This is a genomic window from Devosia sp. Leaf420 (assembly GCF_001425445.1).
In the GTDB taxonomy this organism is placed as follows: Bacteria; Pseudomonadota; Alphaproteobacteria; order Rhizobiales; family Devosiaceae; genus Devosia.
On the sequence record NZ_LMQU01000011.1, the window covers coordinates 98,500 to 114,363 of the forward strand.

At 61.6% G+C, this 15,864-nt stretch carries 14 protein-coding genes and 1 tRNA gene; 9 read left to right on the forward strand and 6 right to left on the reverse strand.

Going from position 1 to position 15,864, the window contains the following annotated elements:
• The first annotated feature begins 13 nt into the window (after positions 1-13).
• The 3 genes from hisD (at position 14) to ASG47_RS11420 (ending at position 2,779) form a co-directional block, all read left to right on the forward strand.
• Positions 14-1,324, forward strand: coding sequence for a histidinol dehydrogenase (gene hisD, locus ASG47_RS11410; RefSeq protein ID WP_413813463.1), 1,311 nt, complete (start codon positions 14-16; stop codon positions 1,322-1,324).
• Positions 1,325-1,446: 122 nt separating this feature from the next.
• Positions 1,447-2,577 (forward strand): zinc-dependent alcohol dehydrogenase family protein, encoded by a 1,131-nt coding sequence (locus tag ASG47_RS11415; protein WP_061909093.1) that lies wholly within the window; start codon positions 1,447-1,449, stop codon positions 2,575-2,577.
• 126 nt (positions 2,578-2,703) lie between these two features.
• A tRNA-Phe gene (locus ASG47_RS11420) sits at positions 2,704-2,779 on the forward strand.
• 36 nt (positions 2,780-2,815) lie between these two features.
• Here the strand turns inward: ASG47_RS11420 and ASG47_RS11425 are convergent.
• Both ASG47_RS11425 and ASG47_RS11430 read right to left on the reverse strand, forming a co-directional pair.
• Complete coding sequence (locus ASG47_RS11425) at positions 2,816-4,258, reverse strand: UdgX family uracil-DNA binding protein (RefSeq protein WP_061909095.1); 1,443 nt, start codon at positions 4,256-4,258, stop codon at positions 2,816-2,818.
• Complete coding sequence (locus ASG47_RS11430) at positions 4,258-5,496, reverse strand: putative DNA modification/repair radical SAM protein (RefSeq protein WP_061909097.1); 1,239 nt, start codon at positions 5,494-5,496, stop codon at positions 4,258-4,260. The genes ASG47_RS11425 and ASG47_RS11430 overlap by 1 nt, the downstream gene beginning before the upstream one ends.
• A gap of 165 nt (positions 5,497-5,661) precedes the next feature.
• Between ASG47_RS11430 and ASG47_RS11435 the strand changes: the two genes are divergently transcribed.
• The 3 genes from ASG47_RS11435 to ASG47_RS11445 all read left to right on the forward strand — a co-directional run bounded on the left by ASG47_RS11435 (position 5,662) and on the right by ASG47_RS11445 (position 7,342).
• A complete protein-coding gene (locus tag ASG47_RS11435) occupies positions 5,662-5,982 on the forward strand; it encodes a putative quinol monooxygenase (RefSeq protein ID WP_061909099.1) in 321 nt (106 codons plus the stop codon).
• Between the two features lie 59 nt (positions 5,983-6,041).
• A complete protein-coding gene (locus tag ASG47_RS11440; RefSeq protein ID WP_061909101.1) occupies positions 6,042-6,275 on the forward strand; it encodes a hypothetical protein in 234 nt (77 codons plus the stop codon).
• 116 nt (positions 6,276-6,391) lie between these two features.
• Positions 6,392-7,342 (forward strand): ring-cleaving dioxygenase, encoded by a 951-nt coding sequence (locus ASG47_RS11445; protein ID WP_061909103.1) that lies wholly within the window; start codon positions 6,392-6,394, stop codon positions 7,340-7,342.
• Between the two features lie 160 nt (positions 7,343-7,502).
• Here ASG47_RS11445 and ASG47_RS11450 read toward each other — a convergent pair whose 3' ends face one another.
• Complete coding sequence (locus ASG47_RS11450) at positions 7,503-9,482, reverse strand: YfbK domain-containing protein (protein WP_061909105.1); 1,980 nt, start codon at positions 9,480-9,482, stop codon at positions 7,503-7,505.
• A complete protein-coding gene (locus ASG47_RS11455) occupies positions 9,479-10,033 on the reverse strand; it encodes an RNA polymerase sigma factor (RefSeq protein ID WP_244487088.1) in 555 nt (184 codons plus the stop codon). The genes ASG47_RS11450 and ASG47_RS11455 overlap by 4 nt, the downstream gene beginning before the upstream one ends.
• Positions 10,034-10,141: 108 nt before the next feature.
• Between ASG47_RS11455 and ASG47_RS20680 the strand changes: the two genes are divergently transcribed.
• A complete protein-coding gene (locus ASG47_RS20680; protein WP_156352012.1) occupies positions 10,142-10,315 on the forward strand; it encodes a hypothetical protein in 174 nt (57 codons plus the stop codon).
• 58 nt (positions 10,316-10,373) lie between these two features.
• Here ASG47_RS20680 and ASG47_RS11460 read toward each other — a convergent pair whose 3' ends face one another.
• Entirely contained in the window at positions 10,374-11,891 is a 1,518-nt protein-coding gene (locus tag ASG47_RS11460; RefSeq protein WP_061909107.1) for a lyase family protein, read from the reverse strand.
• Between the two features lie 156 nt (positions 11,892-12,047).
• On the opposite strand from ASG47_RS11460, the gene ASG47_RS11465 reads away from it, so the two are divergent.
• Complete coding sequence (locus ASG47_RS11465) at positions 12,048-12,932, forward strand: LysR family transcriptional regulator (RefSeq protein WP_061909109.1); 885 nt, start codon at positions 12,048-12,050, stop codon at positions 12,930-12,932.
• Between the two features lie 66 nt (positions 12,933-12,998).
• On the opposite strand, the gene mnmA is transcribed toward ASG47_RS11465, so the two are convergent.
• Positions 12,999-14,150 (reverse strand): tRNA 2-thiouridine(34) synthase MnmA, encoded by a 1,152-nt coding sequence (mnmA, locus tag ASG47_RS11470; protein WP_061909111.1) that lies wholly within the window; start codon positions 14,148-14,150, stop codon positions 12,999-13,001.
• A gap of 277 nt (positions 14,151-14,427) precedes the next feature.
• Between mnmA and ASG47_RS11475 the strand changes: the two genes are divergently transcribed.
• Positions 14,428-15,858, forward strand: coding sequence for a flagellar hook-length control protein FliK (locus tag ASG47_RS11475; RefSeq protein WP_061909113.1), 1,431 nt, complete (start codon positions 14,428-14,430; stop codon positions 15,856-15,858).
• Positions 15,859-15,864 lie beyond the last annotated feature (6 nt).

The following is a 15,864-nucleotide window of genomic DNA, read 5'->3' on the forward strand; positions in this document are numbered from 1 at the left end:
GCGCAGGAGGACCATCTTGGCCACCCATCTCAAAACTGCCGAGGCCGCCGCCGGGCGTGCCGAGGCGGATAGCAAAGTTCGCTCTACGGTTGAAGGCATTCTGGCCGACATCGAGGCACGTGGCGACACCGCTGTGCGCGCACTCTCGGCCAAATTCGATAATTGGTCGCCCGAAAATTTCAGACTCTCAGAGCAGGATATCGAAGCCGCAATGTCGAAGGTTTCGGCGCGCGACCTCGAAGATATCCGCTTTGCCCAGGCCAATGTCCGTCGCTTTGCCGAACACCAAAAGGCTGCGCTGCAGGACGTCGAGATCGAAACAGAGCCCGGCGTGACCCTTGGTCACAAGAACATCCCGGTCGATGCCGTGGGCTGCTACGTCCCCGGCGGCAAATACCCCATGGTTGCCTCGGCGCATATGAGCGTCCTGACGGCCAAGGTGGCCGGCGTCAAGCGCGTCGTCGCTGCCGCGCCCCCATTCAAGGGTGGGGCGCATCCGGCCATCGTCGCCGCCATGCACCTCGCCGGCGCCGATGAAATCCTCGTTCTCGGCGGCGTGCAGGCCATCGGCGCCATGGCACTTGGCACCGAAACCATTGCGCCAGTCGACATGCTCGTCGGTCCCGGCAATGCTTTCGTCGCCGAAGCCAAACGCCAGCTTTATGGCCGCGTCGGTATCGACCTTTTTGCCGGCCCAACCGAAACCCTCGTCATCGCCGATGATACGGTCGACGCCGAAATCTGCGCCACCGATCTTCTGGGCCAGGCCGAGCACGGCCCGACTTCACCGGCCATTTTGCTCACCACTTCGGAAAAGCTCGCCCGCGAAACCATGGCCGAGGTGGAGCGCCTGCTTTCAATTCTGCCGACGGCCGAAATCGCTCGGGTTTCGTGGCGCGACCATGGCGAAGTCATCCTCTGCGCCGATGACGCGGAAATGCTCGCCGTCGCCAACGAACTTGCCTTCGAGCACGTCCAGGTCATGACCCATGACCCCGATTACTTCCTCGACAACATGACCAATTATGGTGCGCTGTTCCTCGGCGCCCGCACCAATGTCGCCTTTGGCGACAAGGTCATCGGCACAAACCACACCCTGCCAACCAAGCGCGCTGGCCGCTTCACCGGCGGGCTCTGGGTCGGCAAGTTCTTGAAGACTTGCACCTATCAGCGGATCACGACGGACGCCGCAAGCGCCAAGATCGGCGCCTATGGCTCCCGGCTATCCATGCTGGAGGGTTTTGCCGGGCACGCCGAACAGGCCAATATCCGCGTACGCCGCTTCGGCGGTCGTAACGTCCCCTATGCCAGCGCCGCCGAGTAAACCAGCATGACCCTGCCCCGATCCCACAGTTTCCGTCTCGACGGCAAACGCGCCCTCGTGACCGGGGCTGGTCGGCGTCTGGGCCTGGCCGTTGGCTGGACCGCAGAGTAGAGAAATCCCTCATGAAAATTCGCGCTGCCATTCTCGAGCAATCCGGCCTTTCCGCGCCATACGCGATCTCGAAACCCCTGCGGATCGGGGAGATTGAACTCAGCGGGCCGGGTCAGGGCGAGGTTCTGGTGAAAGTCATGGCGGCGGGGCTTTGCCACTCCGATCTCTCGGTGATCGACGGCAATCGGCCGCGGCCTTTGCCGATGGTTTTGGGACACGAAGCGGCGGGGATAATTGAAGCGCTGGGGCCGGGGATAGATGATTTTGCGGTTGGCGATCACGTGGTCTTCGTTTTCGTGCCGAGCTGCGGGTCGTGTGAATGCTGCTCGGATGGGCACCCTGCCCTTTGCATTCCGGGCGCGGCGGCCAATGGCGCCGGGGTGTTGCTGTCTGGCGAGCGGCGACTGCATGAGCATGACCACGCGCTCAATCATCATCTCGGCGTCTCGGCCTTCGCCGAATATGCGACGGTGTCGCGGCGTTCGCTGGTCAAGATCGACAAGTCGCTCCCCTTTGAAGAAGCAGCGCTTTTCGGCTGCGCGGTGCTGACCGGCGTCGGCGCCGTCTTCAATGGGGCCAAGGTCGCGCCGGGCGATAAGGTCGCCGTGATTGGGCTTGGCGGCGTCGGCATGGCGGCGCTGATGGGCGCCAAGGCGGCGGGAGCCGAGCAGATCGTCGCCGTGGACCTATCCCGCGAAAAGCTCGATCTGGCGCTCAGCATGGGCGCAACGGACGTGTTCCAGGCCACTGCCGAGGGCGTTGTCGACGTCATCAAGGAAGCGACGCATGGCGGGGTCGATCATGCCATTGAGCTCGCAGGCTCAGTGGCGGCGCTGCAAACTGGCTATCAAATCGTGCGGCGCGGCGGGCAATTGACGACTGGTGGCCTGCCGGCACCAACGGCGAGCTTTGCTTTCTCGCCCGTCAATCTTGTGGCTGAAGAAAAAACCATACGCGGCAGCTATTTGGGCTCATGCGTTCCGGCGCGGGACATTCCGCGCTTCGTGCGGCTCTATAAGCGCCGCATCCTGCCGGTGAATCGCTTGCTGTCCGAGGTCATGCCGCTCAGCGAGATCAATGCCGGCTTTGACAAATTGCGGGAGGGAAGCCTGCTGCGCGGCGTTGTCACCATGGGCCATTAAGCCCTTGGCCGGCCGACACTTCTCGGCCGGCACTTAAAGATTTCCACAGTCGCTCTTATCGCTTGCACCCAAAAATCACTTACCCTATAAGGCCGATGGCTTGCAGCTCAGCGCTGCGAATACAATGCCCGAGTAGCTCAGTTGGTAGAGCAGCGGATTGAAAATCCGCGTGTCACTGGTTCGATTCCGGTCTCGGGCACCACTCTTTTCCCTTAAATTTTCAACGTTCTAGCCATGCTTAGGCTGCGTGCAGCTTTTCCATGTGGTCGCGGATCAGGGCCAGGTCGGCATCGAACTTGGCGCTTTCCTCCCGCTTTTTCTGTGGGTCAGGAATGCGGAGGAGATAGGAGGGGTGGTTGGTGATGAAGAGCACGGTGCCATCTTCGAGCGGGATCGGCTGACCGCGCATCCTTGAAATGGAAACCGCTTTGCCAAGAAGGCTTTGGGCCGCGCTGGCGCCCAAAGCGACGACGATCTTGGGTTTCAGAAAATCGCGTTCAAGATTGAGCCAGAAGCGGCAAGCCTGGATTTCACCGGCATTGGGCTTTTGGTGGATGCGGCGCTTGCCGCGCGGCTCGAACTTGAAGTGCTTTACCGCATTGGTGACATAGAGCCGGCTGCGGTCGATGCCAGCCTTTTCCATAGCTTCGTCAAAGACTTGACCGGCAGGCCCGATGAAGGGGCGACCAGCGAGATCTTCCTGGTCGCCGGGCTGCTCGCCAACGAACATGACCTCAGCCTGGGCGGGGCCTTCGCCGAAGACCGGTTGCGTGGCGTGCTCGTAAAGCGGGCAACGACGGCATCCGCCAATCGCTTCCACAGCGTCACTAAGTGATTGAATATCATTATCTTTTTCCTCAACCTCATGTGCTTTTTGGCGCGTGTGGCGAGCGGGCGGCTGGGTTGCGGCGCGGGCGATCATGTCCTGCTCCATTTGCCTGGCATTGCGGATCAAGGGAGCAATGCGAGCGGCTTCAGGCAGGTTGCGCCAATATTTCATCGGCATTTCCGACTTCATCATCGCGACCTTGAGGCGCGCCGGGTTGAAGATGGAATCGTAATAGGTCTGCCAATCATCCTCCACCGCATCCTCGGCCGGGATATCTTTCTTCGAGCCACCGGGACCAAAGCGCAGATTTTCCTTGTCCCAGAAGGCACTTGAATAGGGTGTGACAATGCCCCAGACCATGCCGGCAAAGCGGCGACTAAAAAATGGTGCCGTGGCTTCGAGGATGTAATGGTCGGGCTCGAACCAGGCGATGTAGTGCTCTTCATCAGCGTCGGGGATGGCACGGAAACGGACGAATGCCTTCATCTTATGGGCATCTCGACGCACTGCAGAGGCCAGTTTCGTTAACATTCCGGTATCGGCGTCAGCAGCGTTAGCGAGAATTCGTGAATCCTGCTGCAGGCGCCAGAGCATCCGATAGAGCAGCGCGAAGCGTTCTGGCTCGGAATGCTGGATGACCGACCCTGCAAGCTCCATGAACTGGCGAGGGACGGAACCGATCGGACCATCGGTCTGCGGCAGCATGTCGTCGCCCGCTTCGAAGAGCCCGTTCTCTTCCGCCCCAACCCGCCAGACGACTTGCGAAGGTTTTAAGCCAGCCGCGAGCAGGCGGCGCGCCTTGCTGCGCCACTCATCGAGATCATTAAGATGGTCGAGCCGGACGGACAGCATCAGAAAAGCTCGAGCTGTTTGGGCTGGGGCGTGAGCTTTTGCTTGAGCTTGATGTCGTCGGTGAGACCGCCGGGGGTCCAATCGGCTGCCGAGATGAAGGGACGCACCTTGTCGATCGAGGCGGTGAGGCGCGAGACGTCGGCAAGCGTCAGGCGATGATGGCGGCGCGAGGTGATGACGCGATCGACGGCACGGACGCCGAGGCCTGGAACGCGCAGCAGCATTTCGCGGTCGGCGCGATTGACGTCGACTGGGAAACTCTGGCGGGTTTTGAGCGCCCAGGCGAGCTTTGGATCGATATTGAGATCGAGATGACCGCCCTCCCCGCCCGCCACGATTTCGGGGACGTCGAAGCCATAAAAGCGAATGAGCCAATCGGCTTGGTAAAGGCGATGCTCGCGCATCAGCGGGGGTGGGGCGAGCGGCAGGCGCGATGAGGCGTCGGGGATGGGCGAGAAGGCGGAGTAATAAACGCGCTTGAGCCGATAGCCGGAGTAGAGGCCGGCGGCGCGCGTGAGGATGGCGCTGTCATCGGCCTTATCGGCGCCGACGATCATCTGGGTCGATTGTCCGGCGGGGGCAAACTTTTCGGGTTTGGCTTTTGACGGCTTATTGTCGGGTGTCGCTTCATCGAGCTTGCCACGCAGCCGTGCCATGGCGGTGCGGATTTCCGATGGACGCTTTTCCGGCGCGAAATGCTCGAGCGCGGAATCGGTCGGCAATTCGATATTGGTCGAGAGACGATCGGCCCATCGGCCAGCTTCGGCAAGAAGCTCGGGCGCTGCATTGGGGATGACTTTGAGGTGGATATAGCCGGCAAAAAGATGGACCTCGCGCAGAGTGCGTGCGACGCGGACCATTTCCTCCATCGTATAATCCGGAGAGCGGATGATGCCGGAGGAGAGGAAAAGTCCCTCGATGTAATTGCGCTTGTAAAAATCGAGGGTGAGGCGAACGACCTCATCGACCGAGAAGCGGGCGCGGGCGACGTTGGAAGACGAGCGATTGATGCAATAGGCGCAATCGTAGACGCAGAAATTGGTCAGCAGCAGTTTGAGAAGCGAAATGCAGCGACCATCGGGCGCATAGGAATGGCAGATACCGCTGCCTTCGGTCGAGCCGATGCCGCCGGTTTTGGAACTATTGCGCTTCTCCGTGCCGCTCGAGGCGCAGGACGCATCGTATTTAGCGGCATCGGCAAGAATGGCGAGTTTTCGCGAGAGCGTCAGAGCAACCATTGTTCTTCCTTTGTTCTAAAAGTAGCGAGAGTCCGGCGCGGGTGCATGTGAAAAAGACATGTCTGAGGAAATTGTGATGAGGGGACGGCTCGGGAGATTCCCGCTTCCGCGGGAATGACGCGGTGGTAAAACGTGTCGCAGGCGATTGGCCCTGGAGACCGCATAATGGATATATTGAACAAACTGCCTGCCAACGACCCGGTGTCGCTGATTGCCGAATTTACTGCGCGGGAGGGCAAGGCGGACGAGGTAGCCGAATTGCTCGCTGGGCTGGCCACCGATGTGCGCCCCGAGCCGGGCAATGTGGTGTTCGACACCTATCGTCGTTTCGATGCTCGGCAAAAATTCGTGGTCTATGAAATCTACAAAGACCGGGCGGCATTCGAGGCGCATATTTCGGCGGAGTATGGCGCCGTGTTCAACGCCAAATTGCGGACGCTGATCGAAGAGCCCAATTCGGTGTTGACGTTTCTGAGCGCGGTCTGATCTTCAGGTGGCACTTGGAAGGGTCTGTGCTATGCCCGGGGCAACCAGAGGGGCTGATCATGCCGACGCTTTATTTCGTTCAGGGTTTTAGACAAAAGGGCCGCAAGCTCGAGCCGGATATGCCGACGGCGCACAAGTCCGCCGAGGCTGCGATTGCTTCGGCCGAGCGCATTGCGCCATCGCGCGCCGGCATCTGGGCCTATTCGGCCGATGTCGATGTCGAAGCCGACACCTATGACGAGCCCAAAGTGCTGTTCAAGGCGGGGACGCTGCCCGCGGGCGTCGCCGACTAATCGTTCGAAAATCGACACCAGTGCGTTGCAATTGTCTTTCTTTGCCTAACGCGCCGTCTGCCATACATTCATGAGCGAAGACGGCGACTGGCGCCGCGTGAATTGGGAGACATCACATGACCCTCGAACTTGGCGGCATCCACCACCTGACAGCAGTGACCGCCGACGCACCGCGCAACCTCCAATTTTACACCCAGACGCTCGGCATGCGCCTCATCAAGAAGACGGTGAACCAGGACGACACCACGGCCTATCACCTCTTTTATGGCGATGGTGTCGCCTCGCCCGGCGCAGACCTGACCTTCTTCGATTTTCCCACCCTGCGCGAACAGCGCGGCAACCATACGGTGGGCCGCACGGGTCTGCGCGTCGACAGCGAAGAAACGCTGAAATGGTGGAAGGAGCATCTTGAAGCCAATCAGGTTTCGACGAGCGGGATCAAGGAACGTCTGGGCCACGTCTCGATGGATTTCGAGGATTTCGAAGGCCAGCGCTTCCGTCTTGTCGTCGATGGGCGAAACAAGGTGATCCCCTGGGCCAAATCGCCCGTGCCGGAAGACAAGCAGATCATCGGGCTCGGCCCGATGACGCTTTCGGTGCCGAAACTCGAGCCGACCGATGCCATGCTGACGCGCGTGATGAATATGCGCCAGGTGCGGCACTATGCGGCCCGCGAACGCGGCGGCGAAGTGTTCGTCTATGAAATGGGTCCGGGGGGCCCGGCTGCGGAACTGCATGTTTCGGTCGACCCGAGCCTGCCGCGGGCGCGGCCTGGTGCTGGCGGCGTGCACCATGTCGCCTTCCGCACGCCGGATCAGAATTCGCTCCATGAATGGATCGAACGCGTGAACAGCTTTGGCATTCGGTCTTCGGGCGAAGTCGAGCGGTTCTATTTCACCTCGCTCTATTTCCGCGAGCCCAACGGCATTCTGTTCGAGATCGCGACGGATGTGCCCGGATTTGCGGCGGACGAACCGATGGAAACGCTGGGCGAAAAACTGTCGCTGCCACCGTTCCTCGAAGGGCGTCGGGCGCAGATCGAGGCGGGGTTGAAACCGCTGGTCTAGTCGAAAATGAAAATCCCCGCGAGAGCGGGGATTTTGTTTGGGAGTGGCGAGCCCCCCACCTAGCCTCCCCCTGGTAGGGGGAGGGATCTGCTGGTGGTGCCCATCCTTCTCGGCAAGAGCCGGGGCATTCCTCCCCCTTCAGGGGGAGGTTAGGTGGGGGCTACTCCGCGTCCGGCTCAAGCATCGCGGCATCTCTCACCAACCTGACGAACTCAGCCCGATAGCCGCCTTCGTCCATGCCGCGGGCGGATCGGGCCAAGGCTTCGATTTCGGCCCAGGTCATGTCACTGCCATAAGCGCTGCCGCGCAGTTTTTGGCCGAAGGCGGCAACGGCGGTGGCGAATTGGGCATCGATCCCGGCGACGGCGATGTCGTCATAGGCGACCGATGGGGTCACCGGCTGTTCGATAAGTTGGCTGACGCTTTCGCCGGGCAGCTTATAGCGGATTTTGAGGAAGGCGAGTTCATCGCCGCTAGCGGCGGGTTGCGTCGTTTCACTGCCATAGCGCAAGGGATCGACCTGGCCTTCGCCGGCAGGCGTGATTTCGTAAAGCGCGGTGACCGTGTGGCCGGCGCCGATATCGCCGGCATCCACCGCGTCATTGTTAAAATCCTCACGGTTGAGATGACGGGTTTCGTAGCCGATGAGGCGGTATTCCGAGACGAGCGCAGGATTGAACTCGACCTGAACCTTGACGTCCTGGGCAATGGTGTGGAGCGTGCCGCCGACTTCTTCGACGAGCACCTTCTTGGCTTCGGCGAAGTTGGAAAGGTAGCTGGCATTGCCATTGCCGTTCTGCGCCAGCGCCTGCATGGTCGCATCGTCGAGATTGCCGCGGCCGAAGCCGAGCACCGAAAGGCTGATGCCGGATTGACGCTTTTTGGTGATGAACTGTTCGAGGGCCTTGGGGTCATCGATCCCGACATTGAAATCGCCATCGGTGGCGAGGATCACCCGATTGGTGCCGTCAACCTTGCCCTGTTCGGCAAGGCGATAGGCCAGTTCGATCCCTTCGGCGCCGGCAGTGGAGCCCCCTGCCCCAAGCTCGTCGAGCGCGGAAAGGATCTTTGCCTTGTCGCTGGCCGAAGTGGGTTCGAGGGCGACACCGGCCGAACCAGCATAGGTGACGATCGAAACCGTATCCTTGTCGCTCAACTGATCGAGCAGCAGCGCAAAGGAGCGCTTGAGGAGCGGCAGCTTGTCGGGTTCGTCCATCGAGCCAGAGGTGTCGATGAGGAAGACGAGATTGCTCGGCGGAATGGCTTCGGCGGGCGGGGCATAGCCGCGAATGCCGATGGCCATGATCTCGGTTTTGTCGTTCCAGGGCGTCGGGAAGACTTTGACCGTCGGCTTGAACGGCATGTCGGCGCTGGGGGCGGCCGGGTAGTCATAGGGGAAATAGTTGATCAGCTCTTCGATGCGCACGGCATCGGGCTCGGGGACAAAACCGTCCTCGAGCTGGCGGCGGACATAGGAATAGCTCGCCGTATCGACATCGAGCGAGAAAGTTGAAACCGGCTCTTCGGCGGCAATCTTGAGGCGCTGCTCGTCAAAGCTGGTAAATTCGTCGCCGCTCGGTTCGGTGGCGGACGTGCCGATATAGGCCGGGCTCATGGCGCTGTCCTGCGCGAGCGTTATCGGCGCGGCCGGTGGCGGCGGGACGGCGGACGGAATGCGCATCATCGACGGCGCGGCTTCGCTTTCGAGCATCGGCTCTGGCGCAACCGGCATGGTTGTCACGGGCGGCGCCACGGCCGGCGCTTCGCTCCGCGTATCGACCGGCGCGGGCTCAGCCTCTTCGACGGGCTGCGGGGCTGGAGCCGGACGGCTGACCGACTGCGTCGGCGAAAGAGCGGTCGAGGAATAAAGCTGCCAGCCGAGCGGCAGGACGAGGAGGGCAATGGCGGCAGTGCCGATGGGAACGCGCATATCCATGATCGAAATCCTTTTGAAGGAAGCGAAGATGGACATGAGACGGCGGGCCGCGGGATTTCCTTTGGCCGGGATTTTGGATTTTTCGGTCTCGGCTTCGAATGCGGCGCGGGCGGCGGCGAGCGCAGCGGCTTTAGCCGCATCGCGCGGCCGCGGAGCCGGCGCATTGCGGAGCTGGTCGAAGGGATCGGGGCGATGATCGGTCATAGGAGCCCCCTCAAGGTCTTGCGGGCTTCGTGGACGTGAAAAGAGACTGTGGCTTCCTTGATGCCCATGATCTCGGCGGCGCGGGCATGAGAAAGGTCTTCGGCATAAACGAGGAGCACGGCATCGCGCTGCTTTTCCGGCAGGCGGCGCACCGCATCCCAAAGCTGGCTGCTGGTCGCCGCATCTTCCTGCGAGGGCGCTTCTTCGGTTGGGGCGATCTCGGCATAGGCATCGACATGGGCGCCGCGGCGGCGGCCGGCGCGCTGAAAATCGCGCACCATATTGATGGTGATCCGATAGACCCAACTCGAGAAGGCGCTGCGGCCGTCAAAACTTTTGAGCGCTGCACCGAGCCGCACGCAGACATCCTGCGCGATGTCCTCGGCGTCGGGCGCATTGCCGCACCAGCGCCAGGCCGTACGGAAAATGCGGTCGTATTGGTCTTCTATCAATTCGGCAAAAGCCTCGGCATCGCCATTTTGGGCGCGCCGCACCAAGGCCTCGGAATAGGCATGGGTCGGATCGGGGATGGATGCGGCAGTCAGTCCCACCAAGCTTGCCTGCACATGGAGCCTCTTTGGCGCTAGTTTAGCGTAAGACGTTCGGCGGCCGACGGTCCTTTGGTCGCTTTTCAGATTTTTTGCGGGAAAACTTTTGCCATGACCGACAGCCCCTTCAAGCTCAACCGCACGCGGGTCTTCCTCCTCGCCATGGGCGCGCTGATCCTGCTCATTACGATATCGATGATGATGGGTGGGCTCGGCTCGTATCAGGCACTGCGCGATGCGGCGAGCGCGGGCGTGCAGCCGACAGCGGAGCAGACTGCAAACTAAGAGTTCTGCCTTTTCGAAACCCGCGGCACCTTGGCGCCGCGGGAAGAGTGGTGGTGACTTACTTTGCGGCGGTGCCGGTGCGGATGCCTTCGAAGGCCTCGTTCAGAGCCGTGGCGGCGTCGGCCAGTTCCTTGCGCTCGCCGGCGAGCCAGGCCGTGTCGCCCTCGATAGTCGCATGCTGTCCGGCAATCATGCGCGCCACTTCTGCCGGCTGCGGACCGCCGAGGCCCAGGCTGGCATTGACCATGCCTTGTGGGCTTAGCGCCTCGCGGAACCGTTCTTCGGTGAGCGGGAAGGCAATATCGGCGAGATCATATTCCGCGGCTGCTTCGGCAAATATCTTCTCGGCTTCTGCAAATGGCAGGTCGGCCGGCTTGAGCGCATTGGCGCGGCCATAAGTGACCAGCATCGAGGCGAAGTGGTGCCCGACGCGGAACGGAACGTCGGCCTCGCGCTGCAGCACGTCCGCCAATTCGGTCGAAGTTGAATAGTCGGCATTGACTTCGGCCAGCGCCACGGCTTCGCGGAATTCGAGATCGCCGAGAAGGCTTTCAAGCGAAGCGAGCATTTTGGTTGCCGCTTCCAGGGTTTCGGTGGCTGAATTGCCCTGATCACGGAGGCCATGAGGCAGATTGTGGGCGCCGAAATAGAACCCGGTGGACTTGGCGAGGACCGCGCTGGCATTGCCACGCACGGTATTGACCGAGTTCGGATTGCGCTTTTGCGGCATGATGCTGCTGCTGCCGGTGGTGCCATCCTTGAGGATCAGCCAGGGCGACGTGAACCGATATTGCGCTTCGATATCGGAGAGGAGCGTGCCGACGGTCAGCGCCATTGAATTGGCAACCCCGACCGCAACGCCACCGGTATCGATGCGCGACAGCTGGTTGGCATCGAGCGAGTTTTCGAGGGCGCCGCCGAAGCCAAGGAGTTCGGCCAGCCGTTCGCGATCAACCGGGAAGCTGGACGTGCCAAGGGCTGCTGAGCCCAAGGGCGACATGTTGACCTCGTCATAGAGGACTTTGACGCGCTCGGCGGCTCGGTCAAGCGCCTGCACATAGCCGGTGACGTAGTGGCCGAGCGTAATCGGCTGCGCCTGGACGCCGACCGTATAGGCGGGGACGATGGCGTCTGGATTGGTTTCGGCCAAAGTCAACAGCGCGGTGCGCGTGTCGATCAGCGCCTGTAGCAATTGCAGCACGGCTTCGCGCTGGAACAGGCGTTCGCTGGTCGAACCGATATCCTGGCGGCTACGGCCCGAATGCATGCGAGTGACGTCAGGGCCCCCGATTTCGATCAGGAGCGGTTCGACCTGCAGATAATCGCCCGAGCGCGCGGCGCCGTCGACGGATTGATCCTCGATCACCTGCGCCACGGCATCGGCGATGGTTGCGCCGAGATCAGCCGGCACGATGCCGGTTTCGACCACCATGACAGTCGATGCCTTGTTCATCTCCGAGAGCCAATAGAAGGAATCTTGTGGAGCGTCCTGCGCCTGCAGGGACGGGCTGGTGAGCATTGCAATGGTCAAGGCAGCGCAGAACCCGGCTTTGCCGGGGCGAATTGGGGCAATCATGCTTTATCCTCCGAGGTGCCAGCCTTCTCTTCGGAAGATCGAGGCACCGTGTGTGATTCTGCGGCCGTATTTCGGTCCGCAATGACGAAACACTTCCACACTGACCAAACGTAGAATAATGCATAGTTCGACCAAAACCATGCGTGAGGCGCATATATGGATTTGTGGGCACTACGCGTTCTCGACGCGGTCGTGACGGCCGGAACCATCAGCGGAGCCGCGGAAATCGTGCGCCGCACGCAGCCGCAGATCAGCCGTATCGTGCGCGATCTCGAGGCAAAACTCGGCTTCGAACTGTTCTTTCGGATCGGCCGCAGGCTGTCGCCTACGCCTAATTGCTTAGTCTATCTCGAAGAGAGCCGGGACATTCTCGACCGGGTAGCGGCACTCGACATCACCGCGCGGCAATTGCGCGCCCAGCAGCAGCCAGACCTCCATATTGTTGCGCCGCCCTATGCCTTTCATGGACTGCTGCCGCCCGTGGTTGCGCAATTGCGCGCGGAAATGCCCAACGTCCCGCTGACCGTTTCTGGCCTCCATCGGCAGGACGACGGCAAATGGATGATGCCCTCGGGGTTCAATGTGGGCCTAGCGGTCTTGCCCTTCGATTTGCCCGAAGTCATTCAGCAAAGCGTCGGGACTTTTGGCGCGGCGGTCATTTTGCCACGAGGGCATGCGCTTTCGGGTCGCGCGGTGCTGACCGTTCGAGATATCGACCAGCATCCCTTTGTCGCGCTGCGTCAAGCGGCGCCATTGCGGCGGCAACTCGATCGTCTGTTTGAGGCCGAAGGCATAAGGCCCAATATCGCGATGACGGTCCCCGACTCCACCTCGGCTCTGCGCATGGTGATGGAGGGTGTCGGCCTGACCGTGGGCGATATCTTTAGTGCCCGCTCAATTGGCGGAGCGCAGGTCGAAATCATTCGATTTGAGGGTCTGCAGCCCGGACAGCTTGGCGTGTTCTGGCCAAACACGTCAGCGAGCCACCCGGCGCGCACGCGCTTCCTGGAAATATGCACTGAGCTTTTGGCGCGACAGTGAGCCGATGCGGCTACAGACCCCGGCGCAAGGCCGGGGTGACATTTGGTTGCTAAGGCCGCCGAACGTTCAAGCCACCAAGGCCTGCGGCACGGCTTCGGCGATAAAGCCGCCGCCTAAGACTTCCGAGGTTTGACTGTCGTCGGCGTAAAAGACGCAGGCTTGGCCGGGGGAGATGCCGTATTCGCCCGTGACGAGGGTGACGTAGACTTCCCCGTCCTGCATCTGGATGACGGCGGGCTGGGGGCCGCGGGTGGAGCGAACTTTCACTTCCACGGGGGCGCCATTGCCGGCGCTGGCTTCGGCGAGCGGGGTGGCGCCGAGCCAATTGACGTCGCGGAGGCGGACGGTGTGGGTCTTGAGCGCTTCGCGTGGGCCGACGATGACGCGTCCGGTGCGGTGCTCGAGTTTGACCACATAGAGCGGTTCGGCGGCGGCGACGCCGAGGCCTTTGCGCTGGCCGATCGTGTAGTGAACGATGCCGTCATGCGTGCCGAGGACGCGGCCGTCGAGATGGACGATCTCGCCCTGGGCCAGCGCTTCGGGGTGCATCTTGGCGATGATATCGGCGTATTTGCCCTGCGGCACGAAGCAGATGTCCTGGCTATCGTGCTTCTCGGCGATTTCGAGACCAAATTCGCGCGCGAGTTCGCGCACGGCTGGCTTGCTCATGCCCCCAAGCGGGAAGCGCAGGAAATCGAGCTGATCTTGCGTCGTGGCAAAGAGGAAATAGGTCTGGTCTCGATCGCTGTCGACGGGGCGGAAGAGCTGGCGGCGGCCATCTTCGCCGAGACGGGCCTGGACATAGTGGCCAGTCGCCAGAACGTCAGCGCCGAGATCGCGGGCGACGGTCATCAGGTCGACGAATTTCACCGACTGATTGCAGGCGATGCAGGGCACCGGGGTTTCGCCCTGCTGATAGGCATTGGCGAAGGGCTCGATCACCGAGGCCTTGAAGCGCTCTTCATAGTCGAGGACGTAGTGCGGGATCCCGAGCTTGGCGGCAACGCGGCGGGCATCGTGGATGTCCTGGCCGGCGCAGCAGGCGCCCTTGCGATGGGTGGCCTCGCCATGATCGTAAAGCTGCAGGGTAATGCCGATGACTTCATAGCCCTCTCGGGCGAGCACACCGGCAACGACGGAGGAGTCGACGCCCCCGGACATGGCGACAACAACGCGCGTGTCCTCGGGACGCTTGGCGATATCAAGCGAATTCAACATGTCTTTCCAATCCGGATGGGGTCAAGGGCCAGCGGATAAGCGTGAGCGGCTTCCATACGCCGAATGATGTTTCTAGGCAATCGGCGGCCCGGCAGGATTTGCCGGGTGGGGGTCAAACTGTTCCGAAGTAGTGACCGAACGCACAGCTGAGGAGAGCAGACAGCGTGGTTCGACCAACGCTAATCATCTGAAACTGATAGCAAAATTTCGAAACGCGCAAACTGGCAAGGCGCTTGCATTGGGTGAAGGGAATTCATTCGTTCGACGGAGCGCAGTCATGGCTTCAACAGTGGCAAATCTGCTAACCTCGATGGTTGGCAATGTGGTCAAGCCTCAACCGATCATTCCGATCGGTGGGGGCGACGACGGCTTTGCACGCATGCTTGACGCTGCCGCGAACACACCGGCACGGCCAGAACAGCCTGCGACGCAACAGACAGCGCCGAGCGATAGCGCGCCAGCGTCGAGTGATGCTGCGCCCGCAGCGGACGAAAAACCCACCGAAACCACAGAAACGGCCAAGGCCGGTGAAACCACCGAGACCAAATCCGACGACGACAAGGATACCGGAACCGGCGAAAATAGCCTGGCGGAGAGCCTCCTGGCGGCGCTCGCGGCGCTGGGGCTGAGCACCGAACAGGTCGGCCAGGCGGCCGCGACCAATGACCCGGCAGCCCTCGGCGAAGTCGAAGGCGCGCTCAACGATCTCGCCAAGCAACTTGGGATGGACCTCAAGACGCTGATGCAGCAATTGGCCGAGCTCGCCAAGGGCGTGGCGGCGGCAGGCGGTGGCAAGGACGATCTGGCGGCAAAGCTGAAAGCCTTTGTGAGCGATAAGCTCGGCGCCGCCGGTGTCGCTCTCGATCCGGGCATCGAAGAGAGCTTTGCCAAGCTTTTGGGCGGGCTCGAAAAGCTCGCCAAGGCCATCCCCACAGAGCCGGAACTGGCAACGCCCGAACTCAAGCTGACCGAACCCGTCCTGACCGGCAAAGCGACTGCGACGGCGGCCGAAGAAAAGCCGGCAGTTGCCGCGGCGGACCTTGAAGCAAAGCCCGAGCGCAAGACCGAAGCCAAGCCGGCCGATGCCGCGCCAGCCGCACAGGACAAGGCGCCCAACGCTACCCAGTCCACGCGCCAGAATGCGCCTCAGGACAATAATTCGGCTGTGAGCGCAGCAGGCCCGGCACAAGCGGCGCAGCCCCAGAATGATCCCACGGCTCAACCCGTCAATGCCGCGACGACGCCGCGCATCGTCCAAACCGGCTATCAGACGAGCCAGCAGCAACTCAACCTGCCGCAGATCGCCTTCGAGCTATCGCGGCAAGTGGAAGGCGGCAATACCCGCTTCCAGATGCGGCTCGATCCGGCCGAACTGGGCCGTATCGATGTCCGGCTCGATATCGACCACAAGGGCCAGGTGCATGCCAAGCTGACCGTGGAAAAGGCGGAAACGCTGGACCTGATGCAGCGCGACCAGCGCGCCCTCGAAAAGGCGCTGCAGCAGGCGGGCCTTGATCAGAGCAAGACCAATCTCGAATTCTCGCTGAAGCAAAACCCCTTCGCTGGTGACCAGAACCAGCATTCGGGCAGCGAGCAAGGCGGGTTCGGCGGTGGCCAGGATGGCCAGGAAGAGACAGAAGTCGCCGCTCCCCCCATTACCCTTTATCGCGGCGCGCTTCAGGCGAGCGGCGTCAACATCATCGCTTAAGGACCC

Coding starts and splice junctions, on each gene's coding strand:
- ASG47_RS11440 (WP_061909101.1), top strand. CDS start 6,042: ATGCCGACGCTTTATTTCGTTCAGGGTTTTAGACAAAAGGGCCGCAAG.
- ASG47_RS11425 (WP_061909095.1), bottom strand. CDS start 4,258: ATGCTGTCCGTCCGGCTCGACCATCTTAATGATCTCGATGAGTGGCGC.
- ASG47_RS11450 (WP_061909105.1), bottom strand. CDS start 9,482: ATGACCGATCATCGCCCCGATCCCTTCGACCAGCTCCGCAATGCGCCG.
- ASG47_RS11465 (WP_061909109.1), top strand. CDS start 12,048: ATGGATTTGTGGGCACTACGCGTTCTCGACGCGGTCGTGACGGCCGGA.
- ASG47_RS11430 (WP_061909097.1), bottom strand. CDS start 5,496: ATGGTTGCTCTGACGCTCTCGCGAAAACTCGCCATTCTTGCCGATGCC.
- ASG47_RS20680 (WP_156352012.1), top strand. CDS start 10,142: ATGACCGACAGCCCCTTCAAGCTCAACCGCACGCGGGTCTTCCTCCTC.
- ASG47_RS11415 (WP_061909093.1), top strand. CDS start 1,447: ATGAAAATTCGCGCTGCCATTCTCGAGCAATCCGGCCTTTCCGCGCCA.
- mnmA (WP_061909111.1), bottom strand. CDS start 14,150: ATGTTGAATTCGCTTGATATCGCCAAGCGTCCCGAGGACACGCGCGTT.
- ASG47_RS11460 (WP_061909107.1), bottom strand. CDS start 11,891: ATGATTGCCCCAATTCGCCCCGGCAAAGCCGGGTTCTGCGCTGCCTTG.
- ASG47_RS11435 (WP_061909099.1), top strand. CDS start 5,662: ATGGATATATTGAACAAACTGCCTGCCAACGACCCGGTGTCGCTGATT.
- ASG47_RS11475 (WP_061909113.1), top strand. CDS start 14,428: ATGGCTTCAACAGTGGCAAATCTGCTAACCTCGATGGTTGGCAATGTG.
- ASG47_RS11445 (WP_061909103.1), top strand. CDS start 6,392: ATGACCCTCGAACTTGGCGGCATCCACCACCTGACAGCAGTGACCGCC.